The organism is Nocardioides sp. BE266 (assembly GCF_031457855.1).
GTDB lineage: Bacteria > Actinomycetota > Actinomycetes > Propionibacteriales > Nocardioidaceae > Nocardioides.
In genome coordinates this window covers 759,347-781,247 of the sequence record NZ_JAURTI010000002.1, presented here as the reverse complement: position 1 = coordinate 781,247, position 21,901 = coordinate 759,347, and the positions used below count along the sequence as shown (strand labels likewise).

21 protein-coding genes are annotated in these 21,901 nt (G+C 71.3%); 3 read left to right on the top strand and 18 right to left on the bottom strand.

The window, feature by feature from the left end; translation table 11 throughout:
* Positions 1 to 9: 9 nt before the first annotated feature.
* The 7 genes from J2X46_RS08120 to fdxA all read right to left on the bottom strand — a co-directional run bounded on the left by J2X46_RS08120 (position 10) and on the right by fdxA (position 7,504).
* Positions 10 to 1,629 carry a glucoamylase family protein gene (locus tag J2X46_RS08120; RefSeq protein WP_310249000.1) on the bottom strand — a complete coding sequence of 540 codons (1,620 nt, stop codon included), beginning with the start codon at positions 1,627 to 1,629 and terminating at the stop codon, positions 10 to 12.
* A 37-nt stretch (positions 1,630 to 1,666) separates the two neighbouring features.
* The gene (locus J2X46_RS08115) at positions 1,667 to 2,536 is read right to left on the bottom strand and encodes a carbohydrate ABC transporter permease (RefSeq protein WP_310248998.1); all 870 of its coding nucleotides are present in this window, start codon (positions 2,534 to 2,536) and stop codon (positions 1,667 to 1,669) included.
* Positions 2,533 to 3,501 (bottom strand): sugar ABC transporter permease, encoded by a 969-nt coding sequence (locus J2X46_RS08110; RefSeq protein WP_310248996.1) that lies wholly within the window; start codon positions 3,499 to 3,501, stop codon positions 2,533 to 2,535. Before J2X46_RS08110 ends, J2X46_RS08115 begins: the two co-directional genes overlap by 4 nt.
* A gap of 1 nt (position 3,502) precedes the next feature.
* Positions 3,503 to 4,795: a sugar ABC transporter substrate-binding protein gene (locus tag J2X46_RS08105; RefSeq protein ID WP_310248995.1), complete on the bottom strand. Its 1,293-nt coding sequence runs from the start codon at positions 4,793 to 4,795 to the stop codon at positions 3,503 to 3,505.
* Positions 4,796 to 4,799: 4 nt separating this feature from the next.
* A complete protein-coding gene (locus J2X46_RS08100; protein WP_310248993.1) occupies positions 4,800 to 5,792 on the bottom strand; it encodes a LacI family DNA-binding transcriptional regulator in 993 nt (330 codons plus the stop codon).
* Positions 5,793 to 6,034: 242 nt separating this feature from the next.
* A complete protein-coding gene (gene dapC, locus J2X46_RS08095; protein WP_310248991.1) occupies positions 6,035 to 7,156 on the bottom strand; it encodes a succinyldiaminopimelate transaminase in 1,122 nt (373 codons plus the stop codon).
* Positions 7,157 to 7,177: 21 nt separating this feature from the next.
* Positions 7,178 to 7,504 (bottom strand): ferredoxin, encoded by a 327-nt coding sequence (fdxA, locus tag J2X46_RS08090; RefSeq protein WP_056604759.1) that lies wholly within the window; start codon positions 7,502 to 7,504, stop codon positions 7,178 to 7,180.
* A gap of 65 nt (positions 7,505 to 7,569) precedes the next feature.
* Between fdxA and J2X46_RS08085 the strand changes: the two genes are divergently transcribed.
* Entirely contained in the window at positions 7,570 to 8,487 is a 918-nt protein-coding gene (locus tag J2X46_RS08085; protein WP_310248985.1) for a GNAT family N-acetyltransferase, read from the top strand.
* Between the two features lie 49 nt (positions 8,488 to 8,536).
* On the opposite strand, the gene J2X46_RS08080 is transcribed toward J2X46_RS08085, so the two are convergent.
* On the bottom strand, positions 8,537 to 9,490 hold the full coding sequence (locus J2X46_RS08080) for a DUF389 domain-containing protein (RefSeq protein ID WP_310248983.1): 954 nt from the start codon (positions 9,488 to 9,490) through the stop codon (positions 8,537 to 8,539).
* A gap of 230 nt (positions 9,491 to 9,720) precedes the next feature.
* Here J2X46_RS08080 and aspS point away from each other — a divergent pair, with 230 nt between their 5' ends.
* Positions 9,721 to 11,055: an aspartate--tRNA(Asn) ligase gene (gene aspS, locus J2X46_RS08075; protein ID WP_310248981.1), complete on the top strand. Its 1,335-nt coding sequence runs from the start codon at positions 9,721 to 9,723 to the stop codon at positions 11,053 to 11,055.
* Between the two features lie 61 nt (positions 11,056 to 11,116).
* On the opposite strand, the gene J2X46_RS08070 is transcribed toward aspS, so the two are convergent.
* The 7 genes from J2X46_RS08070 to J2X46_RS08040 are packed head-to-tail and all read right to left on the bottom strand — an operon-like array spanning position 11,117 to position 17,119.
* Complete coding sequence (locus J2X46_RS08070; protein ID WP_310248979.1) at positions 11,117 to 12,871, bottom strand: VanW family protein; 1,755 nt, start codon at positions 12,869 to 12,871, stop codon at positions 11,117 to 11,119.
* Positions 12,872 to 12,880: 9 nt separating this feature from the next.
* The gene (locus J2X46_RS08065; protein WP_310248977.1) at positions 12,881 to 13,234 is read right to left on the bottom strand and encodes a hypothetical protein; all 354 of its coding nucleotides are present in this window, start codon (positions 13,232 to 13,234) and stop codon (positions 12,881 to 12,883) included.
* Positions 13,231 to 14,136 carry an N-acetyl-1-D-myo-inositol-2-amino-2-deoxy-alpha-D-glucopyranoside deacetylase gene (mshB, locus tag J2X46_RS08060; RefSeq protein WP_310248974.1) on the bottom strand — a complete coding sequence of 302 codons (906 nt, stop codon included), beginning with the start codon at positions 14,134 to 14,136 and terminating at the stop codon, positions 13,231 to 13,233. The genes J2X46_RS08065 and mshB overlap by 4 nt, the downstream gene beginning before the upstream one ends.
* 5 nt (positions 14,137 to 14,141) lie before the next feature.
* A complete protein-coding gene (locus tag J2X46_RS08055) occupies positions 14,142 to 14,435 on the bottom strand; it encodes a hypothetical protein (protein ID WP_310248973.1) in 294 nt (97 codons plus the stop codon).
* A 37-nt stretch (positions 14,436 to 14,472) separates the two neighbouring features.
* Positions 14,473 to 15,309 (bottom strand): DUF3376 domain-containing protein, encoded by an 837-nt coding sequence (locus J2X46_RS08050; protein ID WP_310248971.1) that lies wholly within the window; start codon positions 15,307 to 15,309, stop codon positions 14,473 to 14,475.
* 38 nt (positions 15,310 to 15,347) lie between these two features.
* Positions 15,348 to 16,691, bottom strand: coding sequence for a patatin-like phospholipase family protein (locus tag J2X46_RS08045; RefSeq protein WP_310248969.1), 1,344 nt, complete (start codon positions 16,689 to 16,691; stop codon positions 15,348 to 15,350).
* Positions 16,688 to 17,119, bottom strand: coding sequence for a hypothetical protein (locus J2X46_RS08040; RefSeq protein WP_310248967.1), 432 nt, complete (start codon positions 17,117 to 17,119; stop codon positions 16,688 to 16,690). The genes J2X46_RS08045 and J2X46_RS08040 overlap by 4 nt, the downstream gene beginning before the upstream one ends.
* Positions 17,120 to 17,371: 252 nt before the next feature.
* Here J2X46_RS08040 and J2X46_RS08035 point away from each other — a divergent pair, with 252 nt between their 5' ends.
* Positions 17,372 to 18,481 (top strand): hypothetical protein, encoded by a 1,110-nt coding sequence (locus J2X46_RS08035; protein ID WP_310248965.1) that lies wholly within the window; start codon positions 17,372 to 17,374, stop codon positions 18,479 to 18,481.
* 123 nt (positions 18,482 to 18,604) lie between these two features.
* Here the strand turns inward: J2X46_RS08035 and J2X46_RS08030 are convergent, their stop codons facing one another.
* The 3 genes from J2X46_RS08030 to J2X46_RS08020 are packed head-to-tail and all read right to left on the bottom strand — an operon-like array spanning position 18,605 to position 21,819.
* Entirely contained in the window at positions 18,605 to 19,411 is an 807-nt protein-coding gene (locus J2X46_RS08030; protein WP_310248964.1) for a thioesterase family protein, read from the bottom strand.
* Between the two features lie 25 nt (positions 19,412 to 19,436).
* Positions 19,437 to 20,480, bottom strand: coding sequence for a glycoside hydrolase family 43 protein (locus J2X46_RS08025; protein WP_310248962.1), 1,044 nt, complete (start codon positions 20,478 to 20,480; stop codon positions 19,437 to 19,439).
* Positions 20,481 to 20,520: 40 nt separating this feature from the next.
* Positions 20,521 to 21,819: a cytochrome P450 gene (locus tag J2X46_RS08020; RefSeq protein ID WP_310248960.1), complete on the bottom strand. Its 1,299-nt coding sequence runs from the start codon at positions 21,817 to 21,819 to the stop codon at positions 20,521 to 20,523.
* Positions 21,820 to 21,901 lie beyond the last annotated feature (82 nt).

Sequence of the window (21,901 nt, the reverse complement as noted above, 5' to 3'; positions counted from 1 at the left end):
TGGGTCACGTCATCGTCCTTCCGAGGTGAAGACCTCTTCGTGCATGAGCGGGCGCAGCTTGGACTCCATCGCGCCGCGGCTGACGTAGTCGCGCAGGGAGTCGCGGGTCAGGGCGTTGCCGAGGGCGGCGACGACCATGCCCTGGTCGAGCGCGAGGTACTCGTGCGACACCTGGCCGCTGCGGGTGCCGATCGCGTCGTAGAAGCCACCGGGGCCGTAGGCGTCGAAGTCCTCGCGCAGGTTGGCCAGGTTGGCCATGGCCTCACGCGGTGCGTAGCGCAGGGCGAGGAAGGACGCGTGCGGCGTCACCACCCCGTCGCCGTACGACGTCGGGGCGGGCTCGCCGGCCCGGTCGGGGCAGCCCTCGTAGGGCTGGTCCCAGTCGGTGCGCTCCTGGTCGGAGGTGTAGCCCGGGCCGTCCATGCCGAGCGCGTCGACGCCGTACTCGCGGTAGCCGCCGGCCGGGTTGTTGGAGGGCGAGAAGCCCCAGTAGCCGTAGCCGGCCTCGTCCATCCCGTGCTCGATCTGGCCCTGGACGTAGAGCGGGTGGTTGACGCCCCACGACCGCTTGCCCCAGGTCTCCTCGGGCACGAACAGCGGCACCATCAGCGCCTCGAACATGCTGCCGCCCCACGTCGGGACGATCCTGGTGCCGCGGTAGGGCAACGTGCCCTCGAAGACGTCGACGCCCTCGTAGCGCTTCCACTCACCGGTCGGCTTGGTCTCGGTCCACGACCAGTCGCAGGTCGCGGGGAAGGTGCGCATCGTGCCGAAGTAGTGGCGCTGCGGGATCTGGCCGGCGGCGATGCCGAGGTAGGACGCCATGCGAGGCTCGGTGTTGAAGGCGCCGTAGTGGTGGCAGGTGAAGTAGACGTCCGCGTCACCGCGGTAGTTGCCCGCGACCGAGCAGCCCGGAGGCGGGTCGACCCAGAAGCCGCCGCGGATCTGGCCGCCGACCTGTGCGGTCGTGTCGGCCGGGTCCTTCCGGACGCCCTCGTCCGGGTTGTAGTAGTAGCCGAAGTCCATCTGCGAGCGGATCGCGCGGGCCTGGCGGGCCAACTGCGGGATCGCGCGCTCGGTGACCAGCAGGCCGGTGGCGAGCCACGCGTTGTCGACGCTCGAGGCGAACGGGTAGACCGGGTCGCCGTTCTCGGGCCAGGTGGTGAGCTTCGCGCCGGTGGCGGGGTCGTACCAGTTGTAGAACATGCCCGACGGCTCGTGCTTCTCCAGCCCGGCGACCGTGCCGAGCGTCGTACGCACCCGCGCGGTGGCCTCGCGGCGCGAGATCAGACCCGTGTCGCGGGCGACGACGGTGCTCCACAGGTAGGCGCCGATGTTGGTCGGCGAGGTGTAGGTGCTGCGCGTCAACGAGGCGAGGTCGCCACCGATGTTGTCGGCGGGCAGGCCCGTGGTCTCGTCGGTCATCGCGGCCATCGAGTCCCAGCTGTCGGCGAGGTAGCCCTCGAGGACGGCCCGCGTGGAGCCGGGCTGGTGGGAGCCGGACGTGGAGCCGGGGGTGGATGGGCCGCGGTCGCCGGCCGTCGCCGCAGGGGTGGATGCGACGGCCATCAGGGTGGCCGTGGCGACGCCGACGACCGCGGCGGTCAGGGGTGAGCGGAGCTTTCTCATGGGGGTGTGCCTCTCTGCCCGAGCAGGGGGTGGGCGGTTACTTGATCCCGGTCATGGCGATGCCCTGCATGATGTGGCGCTGCAGGACCAGGAAGATGACGAGCACGGGGAGCACGACGACCACGGAGCCGGCGAGCAGGAGTCCGTACTGGGTGGCGTTCTGGCCGACGGCGTAGAGCGCGAGCGCGACGGGCAGCGTGTACTTGTCCTCGGTCTGCGCCACCACCAGCGGCCAGAGGAAGTTGTTCCACGACGTGAGGAACGTCAGGATCCCGAGCGTCGCGAGCGCCGGCCCGCACAGCGGCAGGATCACCGAGAAGAAGATCCGCAGCTCACCGGCACCGTCGATGCGGGCCGCCTGGATCAGCTCGTCGGGCAGCGACTGGATGAACTGCCGCATCAGGAAGACGCCGAACGGCCCGGCCACGAACGGCAGGATCATGCCGAGCAGCGTGTTGGACAGCCCGATCTTCGTGGTCAGCACGAAGAGCGGCACGAACGTCACCACGCCGGGGATCATCAGCGTGCCGAGCACGATCCCGAAGAGCGCGCGCTTGCCCGGGAAGTCGAGCTTCGCCAGGGCGTAGCCGAGCATCGAGCAGAACACCATGTTGCCGGCGGTCACCGCGAGCGCGACGATCGCCGAGTTCATGAAGTACGTCGGGAAGTCGAGCTTGGTGAACAGGGTGTCGTAGTTCTCCAGGGTCAGCGTCTCCGGCCACCAGGTCGGCGGCACGGCGCGCACCTCGGCCTCGGGCTTGATGCTGGAGACGAGCATCCAGAGGAAGGGCAGCACGACGAGCACGAGCCCGCCGCCGAGGACGGCGTACAGCCACTTCGGCGTACGACGCCACTCCCCGCCCTCGCGGGATGCCGGAGCCTTGGGGGTCTTCTCGAGAACGGTCACTTGGCAGCCTCCCTCTCGCCGAGCCAGCGGAACTGCACCCAGGTGAGCAGCACGACGGCGAGGAACAGCAGGTAGCTCGCGGCGGCGGCGTAGCCGTAGTTGCCGAAGCCGAACTGGTCGAAGGTGAAGTAGGTGACCGAGCGGGTCGAGTCGAGCGGACCGCCCTTGGTCATCACGAAGGCCTCCTCGAAGAACTGGAGGTAGCCCAGGCCGGTGATCACCGCGCCGAAGAGCAAAGTCGGTCGGAGCATCGGCAGCGTGACGTGGCGGAAGCGCGACCAGCCGCTGGCGCCGTCGACCTCCGCGGCCTCGGCGACCTCCTGCGGGATGGTCTGCAGGCCGGCCAGGAAGATGACCATCAGCGTGCCGAAGTTGCGCCAGACGGCCATCAGGACCAGCGAGGGCAGGGACAGCGTCGTGGAGTCGAGCCAGCCGGGGCCGTCGATGCCGACCCAGCCGAGGACGGTGTTGAAGAGCCCGCCGTTGTCGCGGTAGAGGAACTTCCAGACCACCGACACCGCGACGATGCTGGTCACGACCGGCAGGTAGTAGCCGACGCGGAAGAACCCGCGGAACCGCTCGATCCGGTTGATGCCGACCGCGACCGCCAGCGCGACCGCCATGGTCAGCGGCACGCCGAGGAGCAGGTAGAGCAGGGTGTTGAGGGTGACCTTGCGGAAGAGCGGGTCCTGCACCAGCGACACGTAGTTGTCGAGGCCGACGGGCTCCACGGCGAACGGGTTGCGGATGTCGGTGCGCCGCATGTCGGTGAAGCTCATCCCGAGGCTGGCGAGCACCGGCCCGAGGCTGAACACCACGAAGAGCAGGACGAACGGCAGGGCGAGCATCCATGCGGCCACCGCCTGCTGCCGCCGCGTCGGGTCGACGTGGCGAGAGGGTGTGCCCCGCTCCGGCGCCCGGGAGGTCTTCCCGGACGCCGGAGGGGCGCTGGTGGAGGCGCTCATGTCACAGACCGGTGCCGATCTGGGCGGCCTGGCGCTGCATTTCCTTGACCGCGTCCTCGACGGAGGTGTCGCCCTTGGTCGCCTTCTCGACCTGGCTGTCGATCACCGTGGCGACCTCCTCCCACGTCGGCACGGCCGGCGGGGCGAGGGTGTGGTCGAGCTGGTCGCCGAAGATGCTCAGCTGCGGGTCCTCGGCGAGCTCGCCGGAGTCCCAGGCGGCCGAGACCGCGGGCAGGTCGCCCATCTCGTCGTAGAAGTCCTGCTGGGTGTCCGGGTCGGCGAGCCACTGGACGAGCTTCCAGGCGCTCTCCTTGTTGTCGGAGTCGGCGAAGACCGCGAGGTCGCCACCGCCGACGAACGAGGTGCCCGGGCCGCTGTCCTTGCCGGGCAGCATCGCGACGGCGTACTGGTCCTCGGTCACGCCCTGGTCCTCGACCAGGCCGGTGTGCCACGGGCCGGAGATGAAGGAGCCGTAGGTGCCGTCGGCGAAGCCGCTCTCGAGCTCACCGGCGTCGAGCAGGCGCGTCGGCGAGATGCCGTCGTCGAAGTAGCCCTTGTAGTAGTCCAGCGCCTCCGTCATCTCGTCGGTGTCGAGGGTGTACTCGGTGCCGTCCTCGTTGGTCACGCCGGCACCGGCCGACCAGGCGAAGGGCAGCATCGTCTGCCACGAGCCGGTGCCACCGGCGGGGAGCTGGATGCCGTACTCCGCACCGCCCTTGTCCTGCAGGTCGGTGGCGAACTGCTTCAGCTCGTCCCACGTAGCCGGCGGCTTGTCCCAGCCGGCCTTCTGGGCGAGGTCCTTGCGGTAGTAGAGGACGCGCGTCTCGACGTACCAGGGGACGCCGTACGACGTGCCGCCCACCTCGGTGCTGCCCCACGCTCCGTCGAAGAAGTCGGAGGAGGAAACGAGGTCCTCGGGCAGCGGGTCGAGGCCGCCGGACTGGGCGAACTCACCCATCCAGGTCGTGCCGACCAGCGTCACGTCGGGGGTCTCGCCGGCCGCGATGGCGTTGGCGATCTTCTCGTGCGCGCTCTCCCACGGGACTGCGGTGACCTCGACCTCGGCATCGGGGTTGGCGTCGGTGAAGGCCTTGGCGAAGTCACCGAGGACCTCGCCCTCGGTGCCCATCGCCCACACCTCGATGGTGCCGGTGGCCTTGCCCTCGTCGATGGCCGCACCCTGCTCGGCGGGGCCGTCGCTGCCCGCGTCACGGCCGCACGCCACGAGCGCCAGTGAGGCGAGCCCGAGGACGGCGCCCGCGCGTGCGGTGCGTCGGATGGTGGTGGGGGTCATGTTCTTACCTTTCGCGGGGGGAACTGCTGGATCGAACGATGAGATCGGTGGGGAGCACCTCGTGGCGCGGCTCGGCCCGGCGACCCTCGATGAGGTCGTCGAGGAAGCGCGCCGCCGTGGCGCCCAGGTCGTGGAGGGGCTGCCGGACGGTGGTCAGCTCGGCGTAGCGGGCGGCCATGATGTCGTCCCAGCCGGTGACGAGGACGTCGCGCGGGACGACGATCCCGCGGGTGCGCAGCGAGGTCATCAGGCCCAGCGCGAGCTCGTCGTTGGCGCAGGCGATGGCGTCGGGGAGGTCCCCGGGGCGCTGGCACAGGTCCTCGCCGGCCCGGGCGCCGCCCTGCTCGTCCATGCTCGCGACCGGCAGCACGCGGACCTCGAGGCCCGCGGCGTCGGCGCCGGCGGTGATGCCGGCGAGGCGCTCCGCGACGTCGGGGGCGCCGTCGGGGTCGCCGAGGAACGTGATCGACCGGGCGCCCGACTCGACGAGGTGGGTGGCCAGCGCCTCGGCGGTGGCGCGGTTCTCGGCGCGGACCGAGTCGACGCCGGGCACCGCGGGCCGCGCCGCGGTCACGAGGGGTACGCCGCGCTCCGCCAGGCCGACCAGGACCTCGTCGGGCACGGTGTGGCCGGCGACCACCACGAGGCCGTCGCAACGGCCGGCGAGCCGGGTGATCATCTCGGCGGCGGCGGGCCGTCCGTGGGTGGCGAGGATCAGCACCGCGCGCCCGAGCTCGGAGGCGACGCCCTCGTAGCCCAGGACGACCTCGGCGTAGTAGGGACCGGAGAGATCCGGGAAGACGATGCCGTTGGCGGCATGGCGGCGCTCGGCGAGCTGGCGGCCCAGGTGGGAGGGCGTGTAGTCGAGCTCGTCGGCCGCGGTCTGCACCCGGCGCAGCGTCTGCTCGCTGACGATCGAGGGGTCGCGCATGGCCCGGGAGACGGTGGCGATGGAGACGCCGGCCCGTCGGGCCACGTCGCGGATCGTCGACGCCATAACACTCCTTCCCGAGATGAAACCGGTTACAGAAACCGGTTACACCGTGACTGGCGTCACACGGGTCTGTCAACCCCCACCCCCGGCCGAGCGGTGGTCCACCTACATTCGGCAGCCCGGAAATGTGGGTGGGCCACCGCCGTCCGGCGAGTCACGGCGGGACGCGCCCGCGGGCGGTGGTCCACCTACATTCGGCGGCCGAGAAATGTGGGTGGACCACCGCCCATGCGGGATGGAGTACGTCAGCCGGCGAGGCGGGCGACCGCGGCGTCGACGCGCTCGTCGGTCGCGGTGAAGGCGACCCGGACGTGCTCGCGTCCGGCGGCGCCGTAGAACTCCCCCGGCGCGACGAGGATGCCGAGCTCGGCGAGGTCGGCGACGGTCTTCCAGCAGTCCTCACCGCGGGTGGACCAGAGGTAGAGCGAGGCCTCGGAGTGGTCGACGCGGAAGCCGGCCGACTCGAGCGCCTCCTTCAGCTTCGCCCGGCGGGCGGCGTACCTGGCGTGCTGCTCGACGGAGTGGGCGTCGTCGTCGAGAGCGGCGATCATCGCGCGCTGCTGGGGCGCGGGCATCTGGAGGCCGAGGTTCTTGCGGACCGCGAGGAGCTCGCCGACCAGGGCGGGGTCGCCGGCCACGAAGGCGCAGCGGTAGCCCGCGAGGTTCGAGCGCTTGGAGAGCGAGTGAACGGCGAGGATGCCCCTCAGGGAGCCGCCGTTGACGCGCGGGTCGAGGATCGAGAGCGGCTGCTCACCCTCCCACGCGCACTCGATGTAGCACTCGTCGGAGACGAGGATCGTGCCGCGCTCGCGGCACCAGTCGACGACCTTGCGCAGGTGGTCGAGCGGCAGGACGCGGCCGCTCGGGTTGGCTGGGCTGTTGAGCCACAGCAGCGCGGGCGTGCGCGGCCCGAACGCCGTGAGCGAGTCGGTCGCCAGGCTGTCGGCACCGGCCAGCGCGGCGCCGACCTCGTAGGTCGGGTAGGCCAGCGCCGGATAGCCGATCAGGTCGCCGGCGCCGATGCCGAGGTGCACCGCCATCGAGCCGATCAGCTCCTTGGAGCCGATCACCGGCAGCACCCCGTCGAGGCCGAGCCCGGTCACGCCGTGACGGCGCCCCAACCAGTCGATGGCCGCCTGGCGCGTGGCCTCGAGGCCGATCGTCGTCGGGTAGCCCGGCGCATCGGCAGCGGCCCGCAGCGCCTCCTGGACGACTGCGGGCGTCGGGTCGACGGGCGTGCCGACCGAGAGGTCACAGACCCCGTCGGCGTGGGCGCGCGCCGTCGCGGCGTACGTCGTGAGCTTGTCCCAGGGGAAGTCCGGGAGCTTCTGCGAAACGAGGGGTTTCGAGGCTCGCTCCGCTCGCACCTCAACCACCAAGGTGAGACGTCACTCGTCGTGCTCCTGCGGGGGCAGCGCGGCGACGAGCTCGTGGTCCTTGTCGATGACGCCCATCTTGGCGGCGCCGCCGGGCGAGCCGAGGTCGTCGAAGAAGTGGACGTTGGCGTCGTAGTAGCCCTTCCACTCCTCCGGGGTGTCGTCCTCGTAGAAGATCGCCTCGACCGGGCAGACCGGCTCGCAGGCGCCGCAGTCGACGCACTCGTCGGGGTGGATGTAGAGCATCCGCTTGCCCTCGTAGATGCAGTCGACGGGGCACTCATCGACGCACGCGCGATCCTTGAGGTCGACGCACGGCTGGGCGATGACGTAGGTCACCAGGTCCTCCTGAAACGGATCGAGCACGGATGGGGGAACGTGTCGGCTCACTCTAGTATCCGGGAGTGCCCGAACCGTCAGAACCCCACACCGACGAGACCGGGATCGGCAGCCACACGCTCGGGCCGCAGGTCGTCGGGCAGCGGATCGTGGTCCGGCACCTGCTCCCCGACGGCCGCGCGACCGACGTCCTCGGCACCTGTACGGCATGGGGTGGCGGCACGCTGACCATCGACCGCGACGGGCACGGACCCGTCGTCGTACCCCTCGCCGACGTGGTCACCGGCAAGCCGGTGCCGCCGCGGGCGTCGGTGCGGGCGCGGGTCCCGGCGCGCGAGGTGGAGCTCCACATCGGCGCGCTCTGGACCTCGATCGAGACCGAGCCGCTGGGCGACTGGTTGCTGCGGGCGTCGCCACCACACGGCGGGCGGCTGCGCCGCCGCGGCAACTCGGCGCTCGCGATGGACGAGCCCGGCATCGGCTGGGCCGACGCGGCGTGGCGGGTGCGCGAGTTCTACGAGGTGCGCGAGCAGGCGGCGTACATCCAGGTCCAGCGCGGCTCGCACGTCGAGAAGACCCTTGCCCCACTGGGGTTCTCGTCGCTCGGCGACGGTGATGCCCATGCCCAGCTCGCGTCGGTGGCACGAGCCCTGAGGTCCGTACGACGACTCGCACCCGACGCGCCCGCAGAGATCGACGAGTCGGAGACCGCCGTCTCGGTGAGCCTGGACTCCGGGGCAGCCGTCGGTCGCGGAGTCCTCTCCGGGGACTGGCTGCTCGTCGAGGGTCTCCTCGTCGACGAGGCGCACCGCCGCCGGGGCCTCGCGACGGCCGTCCTGGCGGAGGTGCTCGACTGGGGCGCCTCACGCGGCGCGACGACGGCGATGCTGCACGTCGAGACGGTCAACACCGGCGCGATCGCGCTCTACGAGCAGCACGGCTTCGTCACCCACCACACCAACCGCTACCTCGTCGGCTCCTGACCCGCGACGTGGTGCGATGCGGTCGTCAGGACGATCGCATCGCAACACGTCAGGTGCGGAAGAAGAGCTTCTCCGAGGCGGCGGTGACCCGCTGCCAGAGCAGTCGCTGGAGGCCGAGCACCACGACGCCCGCGACGACCATGCCGGCGATGTTCACCGCGAGCTGGGCGAGCGAGCCGGTGATCTCGCTGACCGTCCAGGTGCCGAGGGCCAGTGCGAGGTTGCCGGCTGCCGGGACGGTGGTGACCGAGATGAAGACACCGACCATCGCGTTGGCCTTCTCCGTCGACAGCGCGAGCACGCCGGCCGCGCCCGCGATCAGGGCGACGATGAACGACCAGCGGTCGGGGTGCCAGATGAAGCCGGTCTGCGGGCGCGGTCGCGACACCATGCCGGAGGTCACCAGGCCGGTCAGGTCCGCCACCAGCGCGAGCACGGCCACCACGACGACGGCCACGGCGAAGCCGAGCACCAGCAGCCGCAGGGCCCGGACGCAGAGACCCCACCGGCCGAAGACCACGCCGAGCGCGACGGCGGCGACGGTGCCGAACTCCGGCCCGACGACCATGGCGCCGATGACGAGCACGGCGGAGTCGGTGATCACCGCGATGGCGGCGAGCAGCGTGGCGAGCACGAGGAACACGTGGAAGGTGACGGTGGGCCGGGACGCCGCGTAGCCCTTGTCGATCACGCTGTCCCAGATCACCGCGTCTTCGGGGTCGCCCGGCGCCTGCTCCTCCAGACGGCGCGCGGCGGCGAAGGGCCACGCGCTCGGCGTCGAGACCAGGATGCCGCCGGTCTCGCCGAGGCCGAGGTCCTTCAGGTGCCGCAGCACCTCACCGGTCAGCTCCTTCGCGACGTCGCACTCGACCAGGTCTCCCTCTGGCACCAGCGACGCGCCCTTCACCAGGGTCACGTTGGTCGCGCGGTCGTGCTCACGGAGGAGCTCCACGACCGCCTCGCTCAGCTCGGTCGGCACGTTGAGGCGGAGGTGGGCCAGCACGGCGCCAGTGTCGCAGCAGAAACCGATTTCCCCGCGGACGCGCGCGTGCCTACCCTTCTCGCGACAGCCACGGAGCCTGACAACCTCCCTGCAACCCGGCAGCGCAGCGGCGTCCGTGCGTACGACGTGACCGACGAGAGGCCGGACCGATCCTGTCCGGCGAAGGTGTGGTGGCACCGCGACCTAGCCCCCGCCCACACCTCCAGGGCCTCATCCACCTGGAGGTAGTAGTGAGACCACAAATCCCATCCGAGCCTGGTTTCGAGACGGTCGCTGCGCGACCTCCTCAACCGACGGCCCGCGCGCTCTGTTCATCGCTCGCCACCGCCGAGCCCGGCACGACCGTCACGCTCGAGGGCTGGGTGCACCGGCGCCGCGAGCTGGCCCGCGTCACCTTCCTCGTGCTGCGCGACCGCAGCGGGCTGGCGCAGGTCGTGCTTCCGGCCGGGACCGTCGTACCTCCTGAGGAGACCGTCGTACGGGTCACGGGCACCGCGACCGCCAACGCCCAGGCGCCCGGCGGCGTCGAGGTCACCGAGGCCGTCGTCGAGCCGCTCACCGAGCCTGCGGCGACTCCGCCGGTCGAGCTGTGGCGACCCGCCCTCGACGCGTCGCTGCCGACGCTGCTCGACCACGCGCCCGTGCTCTGGCGCCACCCCGCGCAGCGGTCGCGGTGGGAGCTGGCGGCGGCCTCGCTGAAGGGCTTCCGGGCCACGCTGGACGGGCTCGGCTTCACGGAGATCGCGACGCCGAAGTTCGTCGAGTCGGCGACGGAGTCAGGGGCGAACGTCTTCGCGGTCGACTACTTCGGGCGACCGGCGTACCTCGCCCAGAGCCCGCAGTTCTACAAGCAGCAGCTGGTCGGGGTCTTCGAGCGGGTCTACGAGGTCGGGCCGGTCTTCCGGGCCGAGCCGCACGACACCGTGCGCCACCTCGCGGAGTACCGCTCGCTCGACGTCGAGCTCGGCTTCATCCGCGACCACCGCGACGTGCTCGCCGTCCTGCGCGAGGTGCTGGCCGGGATGGTGGCCTCCGTCGCAGCGTGCGAGGACGCGGTCGTACGCACCGGCGCGCGGCTGCCGGTCGTGCCCGAGGAGATCCCGGTGATCCACTTCGCCGACGCCCTCGAGCTGGTCGGCGCCCCGGCCGACGAGCCCGACCTCGCCCCGGAGCACGAGCGCGTCCTCGGGGCCTGGGCGCTCGCCGAGCACGGCAGCGACTTCCTCGCCGTCGAGGGCTACCCGATGGCGAAGCGCCCGTTCTACACGCACCCTCAGCCCGAGGACCCGCGCTACTCGCGCGCGTTCGACCTGCTGTTCCGGGGGCTCGAGCTGGTGACGGGTGGGCAGCGCCTGCACCGCGCGTCGGCGTACGACGAGGCGATCCGCGCGCGCGGCGAGGACCCGGCCGACTATGCGGCGTACCTCCAGGCGTTCCGGCACGGGATGCCGCCGCACGGCGGGTTCGCGATCGGGCTCGAGCGCTGGGTCGGCCGGCTCGTCGAGGCGGCGAACGTCCGCGAGGTCACGCTCTTCCCGCGCGACCTGCACCGCCTCTCGCCGTAGCCAGACCGCTGGTTGAGCAGGGCGCCCCGCGCCCGTGTCGAAACCGAGGTCGACGGCGCGGCTACTCGTCGACGGCGTCGGGGTTGGTGCAGATGACCGTGTCGCTGGGGGTGTAGGTCGTGTGGAAGACCTCGTCGTCGCGGGTCTCGGTGTTGCCGTTGACCGGCTCGAAGTAGCGGGTGACGTCGATGTCGAAGCCGCCGAAGCCCTCGTTCGCGTGGCACGTGAGCGAGTCGATGCGGCGGGTCTTGTGCTTGGTGAGGTTGTAGCGCTCACCGGTGGACGTGGTGATGTCCCAGTACTTCGTGGAGTACATCGAGGCCGTCACCACGCCCGACGTCGTCGGGGTCGAGGGCGTGACGTTGGTGTCGATGAGGACGCCGTAGGGGGTGTCGTTGGTGAAGCGGAGGTCGACGGCACCCCAGGCGACCGTCGCCTCGCGACCGATCGGGTAGCGGTCGATGTAGAACGAGTGCGGCTTGTGCTCGACGTCCTCGAGGCCGGCGAAGAACATCGCATTGAAGAGGGTCGTGGCCATCTGCGAGACGCCGCCGCCGAGGTCCTGCACGAGGATGCCGTCGCTGATGATGTAGCCCTTGGTGAAGCCGTTCTCCTCGGTCCGCTCCCCCACCGTGCCGTTGAGCGAGAACGTCTCGCCGGGCTTGAGCAGGGTGCCGTCGATGATCTCCGCGGCGCGACCGATGTTGACGTTGCGGTACTCCGCGTAGGGGAAGTACGTCGTGAAGGTGGAGACCCGCTCGTTGACCTTCAGCGCCCGGGCGTCCTTGGTCGTGAAGCCGGGCTTGGCGACCTTGGCCGACAGCGACAGGGTCCGCTCGCCCTGCGGCATGGCGACCGCCTCGAGGAAGCCGGCCTCGAGCTCGGACTCGTCGAAGGTGACCCCGGGCTTGGCCGGCACGACCTGGGGCCTGCCGTTGACGAGCGTGATGCTCGCGTCGACCGGGGCGCCGGCGGTGACCTTGGTGGCGACGACCTCGGCCAGCTTCGCCGGGTCGAGCGTGGGCACCAGCTCGCCGTTGGTCGGCACCAGGCTGAGGGCCACGGTGTAATCCCTCGGGAAGACCTTCACGGTCGATCCCTCGAAGCTGAGGGTGACGGGCGCCGCGACGGCCGGGGAGGCGAAGCTGTTGAGCGCGTCCTGCACGTCGGAGGCGTCGATGTCGGGCTCGACGGTCGCCATCTCGAGGGCGACCTCGTCGGGCGTCTCGGCGAGGAAGGCCGTCTGCAGCGCGGCGAGCGTGTCGGCCGGGTCGAGCGCGGCTCCGGTGCGCGGTTGCGTCGTCTCGATGCGCTCGCCGTCGAACGCGACCGCGCCGTCGCGGGCCTTGGCGCCGTACTGCTCGTCGAGCCCGGCGAGGTAGGCGTTGTAGGTGGTGTCGTCGACGGTCACCTGGGCCTCGGTGTCGTCACCGCCGGTGAAGTAGTTCCAGAGCCGGACCGGGTCCCAGCTCTCCTCGCCGCCGGCCTCGGCGACCGAGGCCTCGTAGTCGACGCCGAGCCCGGCCTCGGCCGGGTCGATCGCCACGGCCTGGCCCTCGACCGTCGTGGCGATGTCGCGGGCCACCTTGTCGGCGAGCCCGGCCCGGAGGACCTCGGCAGCCTTGCCCTGGGAGTGCCCGCCGATGCGGACCCCGGAGACCGTCGTGCCGCGCGGAACCTTGTCGCCGGCGACGTAGTGCGCGGCGGCGTACGCCCCGCCGAAGAGCACCACCAGGCCGAGCAGCAGCCACACGACGACGCGGGCGCCCGCCTTCTCGCGAGGCTGCCCATCACTGCGCTGCTGGTTCTTCGGCACGCCGCGAGTCTAGGTAACGGACCCTCGTTCCTCTGGACCCCCGCCGGTCCCCGGGACGGGCCGCCGGCCCGACCGCACCGTCGCCAGCGCGGCCACGAGGAGCACGAAGGTGCCCGCCACGAACGACCACCCCATGGTGTCGGCTCCGACGAGGAAGCCGCCTGCCGGCTTGGCCAGCGCGCCCCTCAGGACAGGCACGCACCAGCCCAGCGCGAAGGCGAGGCGTACGCCGCCGGGGGGCAGCCAGGCGAGCACGACGAGGCCGGTGCCGAGGGCGAGCGCGAGCCCCCACCAGGTCTGGTGGAGCACGGTGCCGGCCGCTCCCGAGAGCACCCCGGCGACGAGCGCCGCGAGGACCTTCACAGACCGGCGAAGAGGTCCGCCTCGAAGCCCTCGGCGTCGGTCGGGCCGGCGGTGCCCTTCACGAGCCGGTAGAACTCCTCGGACCACCACGAGTGACCGCTCTCGGCGCCGGAGAAGAACGGCCCGTCGGACTGCACCTGGGTCTCGTGCTTGGCCAGCGCGTCCATCTTGCGCTGCACGGTGGCCGCGCCGTCGACGCGCGCGCTGATCAGCTCGTCGGGCGTGACGAACGGCGGCAGCTTGCCGTCGGGGTCCATGCCGGCGAAGGTCTCGGTGTCGCCGGCCTCGCGCAGCTTGCGGAGGCTCTCGCGCATCCGCGACTCGCTCATGGCGGTCCAGTAGATCTTGGCGACGTCGTGCGGCACGCCGAGCTCGAGCTTGTACGACGGCGCGGCGGCGAGCTGGGCGCCGTACATCGCGACGCGGTGGGCCTGGATGTGGTCGGGGTGGCCGTAGCCGCCGAACTGGTCGTAGGTCACGAGCACCTGCGGCCGGACCTCGCGGATCACCTTGACCAGCTCGTCGGCGGCCTCGACGAGGTCGGTGGTCCAGAACGCGTTGTCGGGGATCTCCTCGGCGGGGATGGCGTGGCCGTCCTCGTGCCAGGCCATGCCGGAGTCGTGGAAGCGACCGAAGCCACCGAGGAAGCGGTGGTCGGTGACGCCGAGGACCTTCATCGCCTCGACGAGCTCCTCGCGGCGGTGCTCACCCAGCCCGCCCTTCTCCTCGAAGGCGAGGTACGCCAGGTCGGGCACCAGCACCTCGCCCATCTCGCCGGCGGTGCACGTCACGAGCGTCACGGCGACGCCCTCGTCGACGTAGCGCGCCATCGTGGCGCCGTTGTTGATCGACTCGTCGTCGGGGTGGGCGTGCACCAGCATGATGCGGCGATCGGCTGTCATGTCCCTCAATCTAGATCGGGGCGCTTGATCCGCTTCGGCGCCGTCGGGAGGTCCAACGGCGGGAGCGGCACTGTGTGTTCCCCGTTCGCGGCCTCGTCCTCGTCGAGCCACCCGTCGTGGGTGTCGACGAGGACCTCGAGCATGAAGGCGGGCGCGTCGCTGACGACCGCCCAGGGGTGGTCCTCGTCGTCGTCCTCACCGGCCAGCCGCTCCCGCTCGAGGCGCGCCTCGAACCCGTCGGCCCGCAGCCGGGCGACGACCGCCTGCGCGTCGTCCTCGTCGAAGAAGATCGCCCTCACCCGCGCAGTGTCGCAGCCCAGGGATTCGGGGCGACGATCAGGAGCTGGAGAGTGTCTTCTTGACCCGGTGGCGCAGGTAGACGCGTGGAGCGGCGAACGCGGCACGGATCACTCTGAGCTTGGCGTTCTCCTTGCGCCTGGCGAACCACTTCTCCTTCGTCGACTCGGGTCGCTTGCGGCCCACGGCTGCGAGAACCATGGCGGCCGCGTCAGGAGGCAGGTTCTGACTCGGGAGCCGCTCGAGCTTGGCGAAGATGGCATCGCGCGTGGGCGACTTGAGCTCTTTGACGAAGGCCTTCCACAGGCTCGTCGCTGTTGCGTTCCGCACCGAGCTTGCCGAGCCTTGGACCGCATCGAGCGTCTCCCCCTCCTCGTCGAGGATCGCCTTGCCCAGCCTCTGCAAGAGGTCCTCGCGCTCGTCCCCGGGGTCGACCAACAGCTCGACGAGCTGCCGACCGCCGTCGAGCCTCCCCCACAACCAGTCGCTCGCCCGCCAGTCATCCGCACCGAAGGCTCCGAAGTGGCCCCAGCGAGAGCCGTACAGGTGAGCGCGCTCCCAGTAGGGAGCCTCACCGTCCCCTTCCAGATTCACCAGCGGCGGTACCGCGGGCGTGATCTGGCGGTAGGCGAAGCGGGGCACGTTGCTGGAGTCCACGTGCCCCCACGCGAAGGACATGGTGAGCACCTCGACGCAGAGCGATGACCTCATGACTTCTTGACCAGTCACCGGCTCCCCGGATTCGGCGAACCACGCCGCCATTGCGTCGGCGGCCGTCCACATCAGCTCGGCCACAGTGCCGACCGTGGCGTCGTCGGGCCAGCTGCCGTCGCCGGACTCGTAGAGGACCGTGGTCAGTCGCTGACCGGCAGACACCGCAGCGAAAGCTGCGTCGCAGGTCGGACCATCTGCATTCATCGAACGTTCAGGATGCGGCCCCACCACCGGAGGATCCGATCGGCGGCGGACAGGCCCCAGGTCCAGGAGCCCGGCGCCTGGTCGAGCGTCATGGCGCCGAAGAGGGGGCCCTCCTGAGGCAGGGGGCTGATGGCGGGGACGTCGAACTGGACCGACGGCTCGAGGTCGGCCTCGACCTCGAAGGCCTGCCTGCGACCCCGTCGGTAGTGAGAGAGCAACGGGGTGGCCGAGGCCGTCAGCTCGTCTCCCGACATGGACGAGCCAGGTTCGAAGCTCCTCGAGAGGAGCAGGTGAGGCATGGTGCCCGTGTAGAGCATCTCGTCCCGGAGGCCCACGAGGTCCTCGACGTCCTGCCGGTCGTCGGGCTCGCGGGAGGCGGTGAAGACGCGTCCCAGCACGGAAAGCGGCGACGGATTGTTGCTCAACGGAGTCGTCGTCCCGTCTCCGCTTCCCGACGGCTTGATGTAGAGCAGGACACGATCAAAGGGCGCGTCGATGGGCCTCTTGCGCAGCTCGTCGAGCAGCGGGCCGAACGGCGCGTTGTCCAAGACGCCTCCGTCGACCAGGTAGGACGCGGCGTCGTCGATCCGCTCATGCCGCCGCGACACCAGGTCGGGGGACTCGAAGACCGGGTTGAACGCTGCAGGGAACGATGCGGACGCACGCGCGGCCCGTGCCAACGCCGCGGCATGGGTCGCGAAGTCGCTCTGCGCCCACCCCGGGGTCACGGCGACACCGTCTGGGTCGACGCGGTGGGTGAACCGATAGACGCGGCGGCTGTCCGGCCCGAGGTCGTCCGCCCCGGGGGTCCTCAAGGCCGTTGCCGTGGTGAGGAGGGTGCAGCTCTGTCGTCCGACGGCCTGCCCGGCCATCGTGAAGGAACCGGAGGCGTCCTTGACCAACCCGAGTGCCTTCGCGATCTGCTGCTCGAAGTAGCCGCCGCCCAGGAGAGATCGCTCGTCGGAACCCTTGGGCTGGATGAGCTTGTGGACCTCGAGACTTCCCGCCTCCACCCACAGGTCTCGGAGCTCGGAGTCGAGGCGCTCGCCCCGCGCGATGGCGGATGCCAGGAGGGCACCGTTCAGGCCACCGGCGCTCGTCCCCGCGACGAGGTCGACCCTCACCCGCGATCGGTGGGCAGCGGCCAGCACGTCCTGCCAGACCTTCAGGTACTTCTCCTGCGCAGGGCTCGAGCCGGCCGGGACGTCCTCGTGGGCGTGCTGCAACGCATCGATCTCGCGCGTGACCCCGCTCATCCACACGGCGAGGCTCACGCCACCGTTCATCACCAGCGCCAGACGCACCTCGCGTCGCGAGCCCGCCTGTGGCGGCCCGTTCACGACACCGCCCCCACCGCGCTGGCGGCACGGCGCACGTCGCCGCCCGAGATCGCCGCCGCCGTGTCAGCGTCAGGATCCTTGAGCGCCGCTCGGGCGCCCACGAACCGGAACAGCTTGGTCTGATAGCTCTGGGCGAGCCACTTCGATCCCGCCAAGCCGACGCCCACCGCGGAGACCACGTCGCCCCAGGTTGGCACCTGCGCATCGGTCAGCGCCGACGTGACCGCGAGAGACTCCTGCGGTCCTTGGACCACCCACGCGAGGACGCCGGCAACGGCTCCCAGGAACATCGTCCCCACGAAGCCAGTCTCAGACGGTCCCTCCTCCAGCTTCAGCTTCTTTCGGAAGCCGCCTGAGGCGAGGTAGGCGGTCAGTCCGCCCGCACCGCCGGCCGCTGCCACGATTGCCACAGCCTCGACTGCATTCATGAGTCGTCACCCTCTCCTCGCGTTGTCCCGTCCGCTCCCCCATCGAGATGGCCAACTCCCATCAGAGCGCCGCCACGGCAGCGATGCGCTCCCTCGCGGCAACGTCCCTCGTTCAGGGGATGGACGACCGCAATCGGCCCTCGCGATGCCCTTCCAGGGCCCGCATAAGGTGGGGGGATGCGCCCACCCGGCGAGCCAGAACCCACAACCGAGACGTCGTCCCAGACACCGTCACTGGCGGCTGCCGACACGGTGCGTTCGACAGCGTCGGAGTCGCCGTACGTCGAGGGCGTCCACCTGCAGCGCACCGACGAGAACGTCCGCGAGATCGCGGCCCTCGCCGCGGTGCTCGGGGAGCCGACGGGGCTCGACGGGCTGCTCGCCGACCTGAAGTACGACGTCCGCCGGGCGCGGGTCATGCCCCGGCTGCTCGGTCGTGCGGTGCGCGAGGCGTACCGCTGGGACGCCTACGACGAGCGCGACGAGCTCTGGTACCCGCAGGGGATCTCCACCAGCGCCGACTCTTCCGACACGGAAGACATCGACGGCCGCAAGGTCGTGGTGACGACGTGGTACTCGACGGGCAAGGACGGCGTCCAGCGCGGCTCGCGGGTGACCTTCGTCGACCTCGACTCCGGGAAGTACCGCCACGTCCTGCTCGTGGTCCCGGTCTTCGACAAGGCCGGCAACCTGAAGCTCAAGCCGATGAACATCCACGCCGGCGGCATCGTCTGGGCCGGGCCCTACCTCCACATCGCGGCGACCAACCGCGGCTTCGTCACCGCCCGCGTCGACGACATCATGCGGGTCGCGGGCGACGACGACCACCCGGAGAAGTTCGGCCTCGAGGGCTCGACCCTCTACTCCTTCGGCCACCGCTACGTGCTCCCGGTCCGCTTCACCTACCAGGCCTTCACCGACGAGGGCCACGAGAAGCTGCGCTACTCCTTCATGTCGCTCGACCGCCGCTCCGACCCCCCGGCACTGGTCGCGGGTGAGTACGCCGCCGACCCCGACGCGACGACCCGGCTGGCTCGCTACCCCCTCGACCCGGCGACCTGGCAGCTGGCCGTAGGGGACGACGGCTTCTCCCGGCCGCTGGCCATCGACGAGGGCGGCGTACGACAGATGCAGGGCGCCGTCATCGCCGGCGGTCGCTACCACGTCACGGTGTCCCACGGGACGTGGATGCCGGGCACGGTCTGCGCCGGGCAACCCGGCTCGATGAAGGTCCACCGCTGGGCCCTGCCGATGGGTCCGGAGGACCTCAGCTACTGGCCCTCGACCGACCGGATCTGGTCACTCACCGAGCACCCCCGCCGCCGCTGGATCGTGGCCATGGACCGCAGTTGGTTCGACTGACCTGAGCGTGACACGCCCGGCTGTAGCCCTTGAGTCTCTGGGCGACTCAAGGGCTAGCGATGCCCCCGACACGCCCGGGATACGCCTTGAGTCTCTGGGCGACTCAAGGGCCAGTACGACGGTTCAGGCGCGTGGCTGCATGGCCAGCTGGCGGCTCTGGGCGACGAGGCGGCCGGTCGAGTCCCAGACCTCGCAGTCCTCCTCGAACATGCCGCCGGCGACGTTGCGGGTGCGGTGGGAGACCTTGAGCCAGCCCGGCGCGGGGACGGCCCGGACGTGGACGGTGAGCTCGAGCGTCGGCGCCCATCCCGGGCGGCCGAGGTCGAAGGTCACCGGCGGCAGCGCGTCGCACACCATCAGCAGCCCGACCGGGTCGACGTCGTGGCCGTCGACCATCCGGAACCACGCCTGGATGTGTCCGCGGCCGCTCGGCGCGCCCATCGCCCACCCGACGCACGCCGGGTCGAAGCGCATGTCGAAGCGCTCCATGATCGGGGCGATCCGTCGGGTCTCCTCCGGAGCGAGCGATCCCGGGACGCACTCCTCGAGGGGCGGGAGGTCCGGCTCGACGGCCGTGGTGGCGACGTCGGACGGCATCGCGCTGAGGTCGCCGTACGTCGCCAGGGCCGTGATGCGGGTCGTGCCCTCCTGGCCGAGCTCGGCGGCCACCGTCGCGACGCTGCCTCCCTCCCGAAGCACCCGCGTCGAGACGTGGGCCGGGCCGGGGCGCGAGGCGGAGAGGTAGTAGGCGCTGACCGACAGCGGATGGGGCTTGGCGGGCACCGTCGAGGCGATCGCCTTGCCCATGATGCCGAGCAGGTAGCCGCCGTTGACGCCGCCGCCCACCACCCAGCCCGGGTCGAGCTCGGCGTCGAAGGCGCCTTCACGCGAGGCGGTCAGCGCGGTGTGGGTGTCCCACTCGGAAGCCATGCGCCGAGCCTAGGTGCGGCGCGGCTCAGCGCGGCTCGAGCCAGCCGGTGACCTGTGGCACACCACCCGGCCACTCCAGCGTGGCGGCGTACATCGCCCGGATCCCGCGCTGGCGCGGCTTGTGGTCCCACTTGCCCTGCCCCGTGCATGGCGACGTCGTCCCTCGACAGGTCCAGCCGTGGAGGAACAGCCGCGTCGCACCGTCGTCGACGACGTCGGCGCCGCCGGGGCCGCACAGCCCCGTGGTCGCGGTGTCGAGGAGCATCCCGGTCTCGGGCACGGTCCAGTCGCCCAGGGTCGCGGAGCGGATCCAGCGGGTGCGGTAGCCGCACCGCGTCCAGTCCCCCTCCGACAGGAGCAGCACGTAGCCCTCGGGCCGTACGACCAGCGACGGGTTCTCCAGCACCCCGGCCGACCGCACCAGCTCCACGCTGGTGGCGCCGGCCGAGACTCCCTGGCCCTCGTCGTTGAGCTGGACGAGCCGGATCGAGGAGGGCGTCCGGTCGGTCTTGTAGACGAGGTACGGCGTCCCGTCGGCGTCGCGGAAGAAGGACGGGTCGATCACGCCGGCGCGCGGCAGCGTCGGGTCGCGCGGCAGCATCGGGTCCTGCGCCGTCGGGACCTTGGCGTACGACGGGCACACCAGCGGCGCGCTGCCGACGGGGCGGAACGGGCCGCGGGCCGAGGAGGACCGCGCGACACCGATGCAGCGGCCGTGCTCCCCCATCCCCTGCACCGGGGTGGCGTAGTAGAGCAGCCACACGCCGCTGACCCGCACCACGTCGACGGCCCAGACGCCGCCCTCGCGCGACCAGGTCGGCCGGTGGGTGAGCACGCCGCGACCGCGCTGCCACGTGCCGTCGGCGCGCCGGGCCCACGCGTACGGCACGCGGTCGCCGGTGGAGTACGCCACCAGGCCGCCCGGCGTCTCGACGACCGCCGGGTCCGGGAAGTCCACGTTGAGCACCGGACGGGGTACGTCGACGTCAGCGCTCGCCCTGCCACCCACGGCGAGGAGCACGGTCGTCAGCAGCAGCACGAGCAGGCGTACTGCTCCCCGGTTCGGCACCGGGGGAACCTACCCGAGAGAGGGCTGGATCGGGGCGAGGTCAGGGTCGCAGCGTGGCGGGAAGAGTCTCGAAGCCCCGCAGGATCCGGGTCTCCCGGCGCCGCGCACCCGGCTCGAGGCGCAGCTCGGGGTAGCGCTCCCAGATCGCCCGCAGGCCGACGTCGCCCTCCATCCGGGCCAGCTGGGCGCCGAGGCAGTGGTGGCGCCCGGAGGAGAAGGCGATGTGGTCGCGGGCGTTGGCGCGGCCGACGTCGAAGCGCAACGGGTCGGCGAAGACCTCCGGGTCGCGGTTGGCGCCGCCGAGGATGGCGGTGACCATGGACCCGGCCCGGACCGGCTGGCCGACCAGCTCGGTGTCGCGGGACGCCATCCGTCCGGTCAGCAGCACGGGCGGGTCGAGGCGAAGCACCTCCTCCACGACGTTGGGCCACAGAGCCGGGTCGGCCACCACCCGGGCGCGCTCGTCGGGGTGGTCGTGGAGCAGCGCGATGCCGTTGCCGAGCAGGTTGACCGTGGTCTCGAAGCCGGCCGCCAGCACCAGCCCCGCCGTCGCCTTGAGCTCCGACTCGTCGAGTCCTTCGCCCTCGTCGCGCACGGCCACGAGCTGGCTGAGCAGGTTGTCACCCGGCTCGCGGCGCAGGTCGTCAAGGTGCCGGCTGAGCCATCCGTCGAACTGCGCCAGCGCGCGCGAGACCGACCGGTAGCGCCGGAACCCCAGCCCGAGGTCGAGGCTGGGCGCGGCCGCCGACCCGAAGTCGAGCACCCGCGCGCGCTCCTCCTCCGGGACGCCGAGGATCTCGGCGATCACGGTCACCGGCAGCAGCGCGCAGTAGGACTCGACGAGGTCGACGGTGCTCGTCGCCCGCGGCTCGAGAGCGTCGAGCAGCTCCGTGGCGATCTCCTCGGTGCGCTCGCGCAGCTTCTCGACGGCGCGCATGGTGAAGACCCGCGTCACGAGCTTGCGGTAGCGCGTGTGGTCGGGTGGCTCGGTGACGAGCAGCGACGGCGGCTCGACCGGGTGCAGGGTCCGCGGCGCGGCCCAGCGGGAGATCCGCCCCAGCGCTCCCTCGTTGGTCGGGAAGCCGGAACGGAAGTCGTCACTGGTGAGCAGCTGTCGTACGGCGGCGTGGCTGGTGGCGACGTACCCGATGCGCGAGCGGTAGAGCGGCCCGCGCGAGCGGATCTCCTCGATCAGGTCGAAGACGTCGCCGGTGCCGCGCGCCCCGACCTGGATCAGCCGGGCCTGCAGGTCGCCGCGGTCGGCGGCCCGTCGCAGCAGCAGCGTGGGCAGGCCGTGGGCCACGCCCCAGTGCACGCTCGACCGGACCTCGCGACTCATGGCTCGAGGGACCGGGAGGGACGCGAGCGACGTCATGGTGCCGACTGTAACCCTGAGTTACCAGCCTCGCCAGCAGCCGCCG

What these genes read in the sequence shown, in the direction of transcription:
- J2X46_RS08120 (WP_310249000.1), bottom strand. Translation starts at nt 1,629, where the DNA reads ATGAGAAAGCTCCGCTCACCCCTGACCGCCGCGGTCGTCGGCGTCGCC.
- J2X46_RS08110 (WP_310248996.1), bottom strand. Translation starts at nt 3,501, where the DNA reads ATGAGCGCCTCCACCAGCGCCCCTCCGGCGTCCGGGAAGACCTCCCGG.
- J2X46_RS08105 (WP_310248995.1), bottom strand. Translation starts at nt 4,795, where the DNA reads ATGACCCCCACCACCATCCGACGCACCGCACGCGCGGGCGCCGTCCTC.
- J2X46_RS08100 (WP_310248993.1), bottom strand. Translation starts at nt 5,792, where the DNA reads ATGGCGTCGACGATCCGCGACGTGGCCCGACGGGCCGGCGTCTCCATC.
- mshB (WP_310248974.1), bottom strand. Translation starts at nt 14,136, where the DNA reads ATGACAGCCGATCGCCGCATCATGCTGGTGCACGCCCACCCCGACGAC.
- J2X46_RS08040 (WP_310248967.1), bottom strand. Translation starts at nt 17,119, where the DNA reads ATGAATGCAGTCGAGGCTGTGGCAATCGTGGCAGCGGCCGGCGGTGCG.
- J2X46_RS08030 (WP_310248964.1), bottom strand. Translation starts at nt 19,411, where the DNA reads ATGGCTTCCGAGTGGGACACCCACACCGCGCTGACCGCCTCGCGTGAA.
- J2X46_RS08020 (WP_310248960.1), bottom strand. Translation starts at nt 21,819, where the DNA reads ATGAGTCGCGAGGTCCGGTCGAGCGTGCACTGGGGCGTGGCCCACGGC.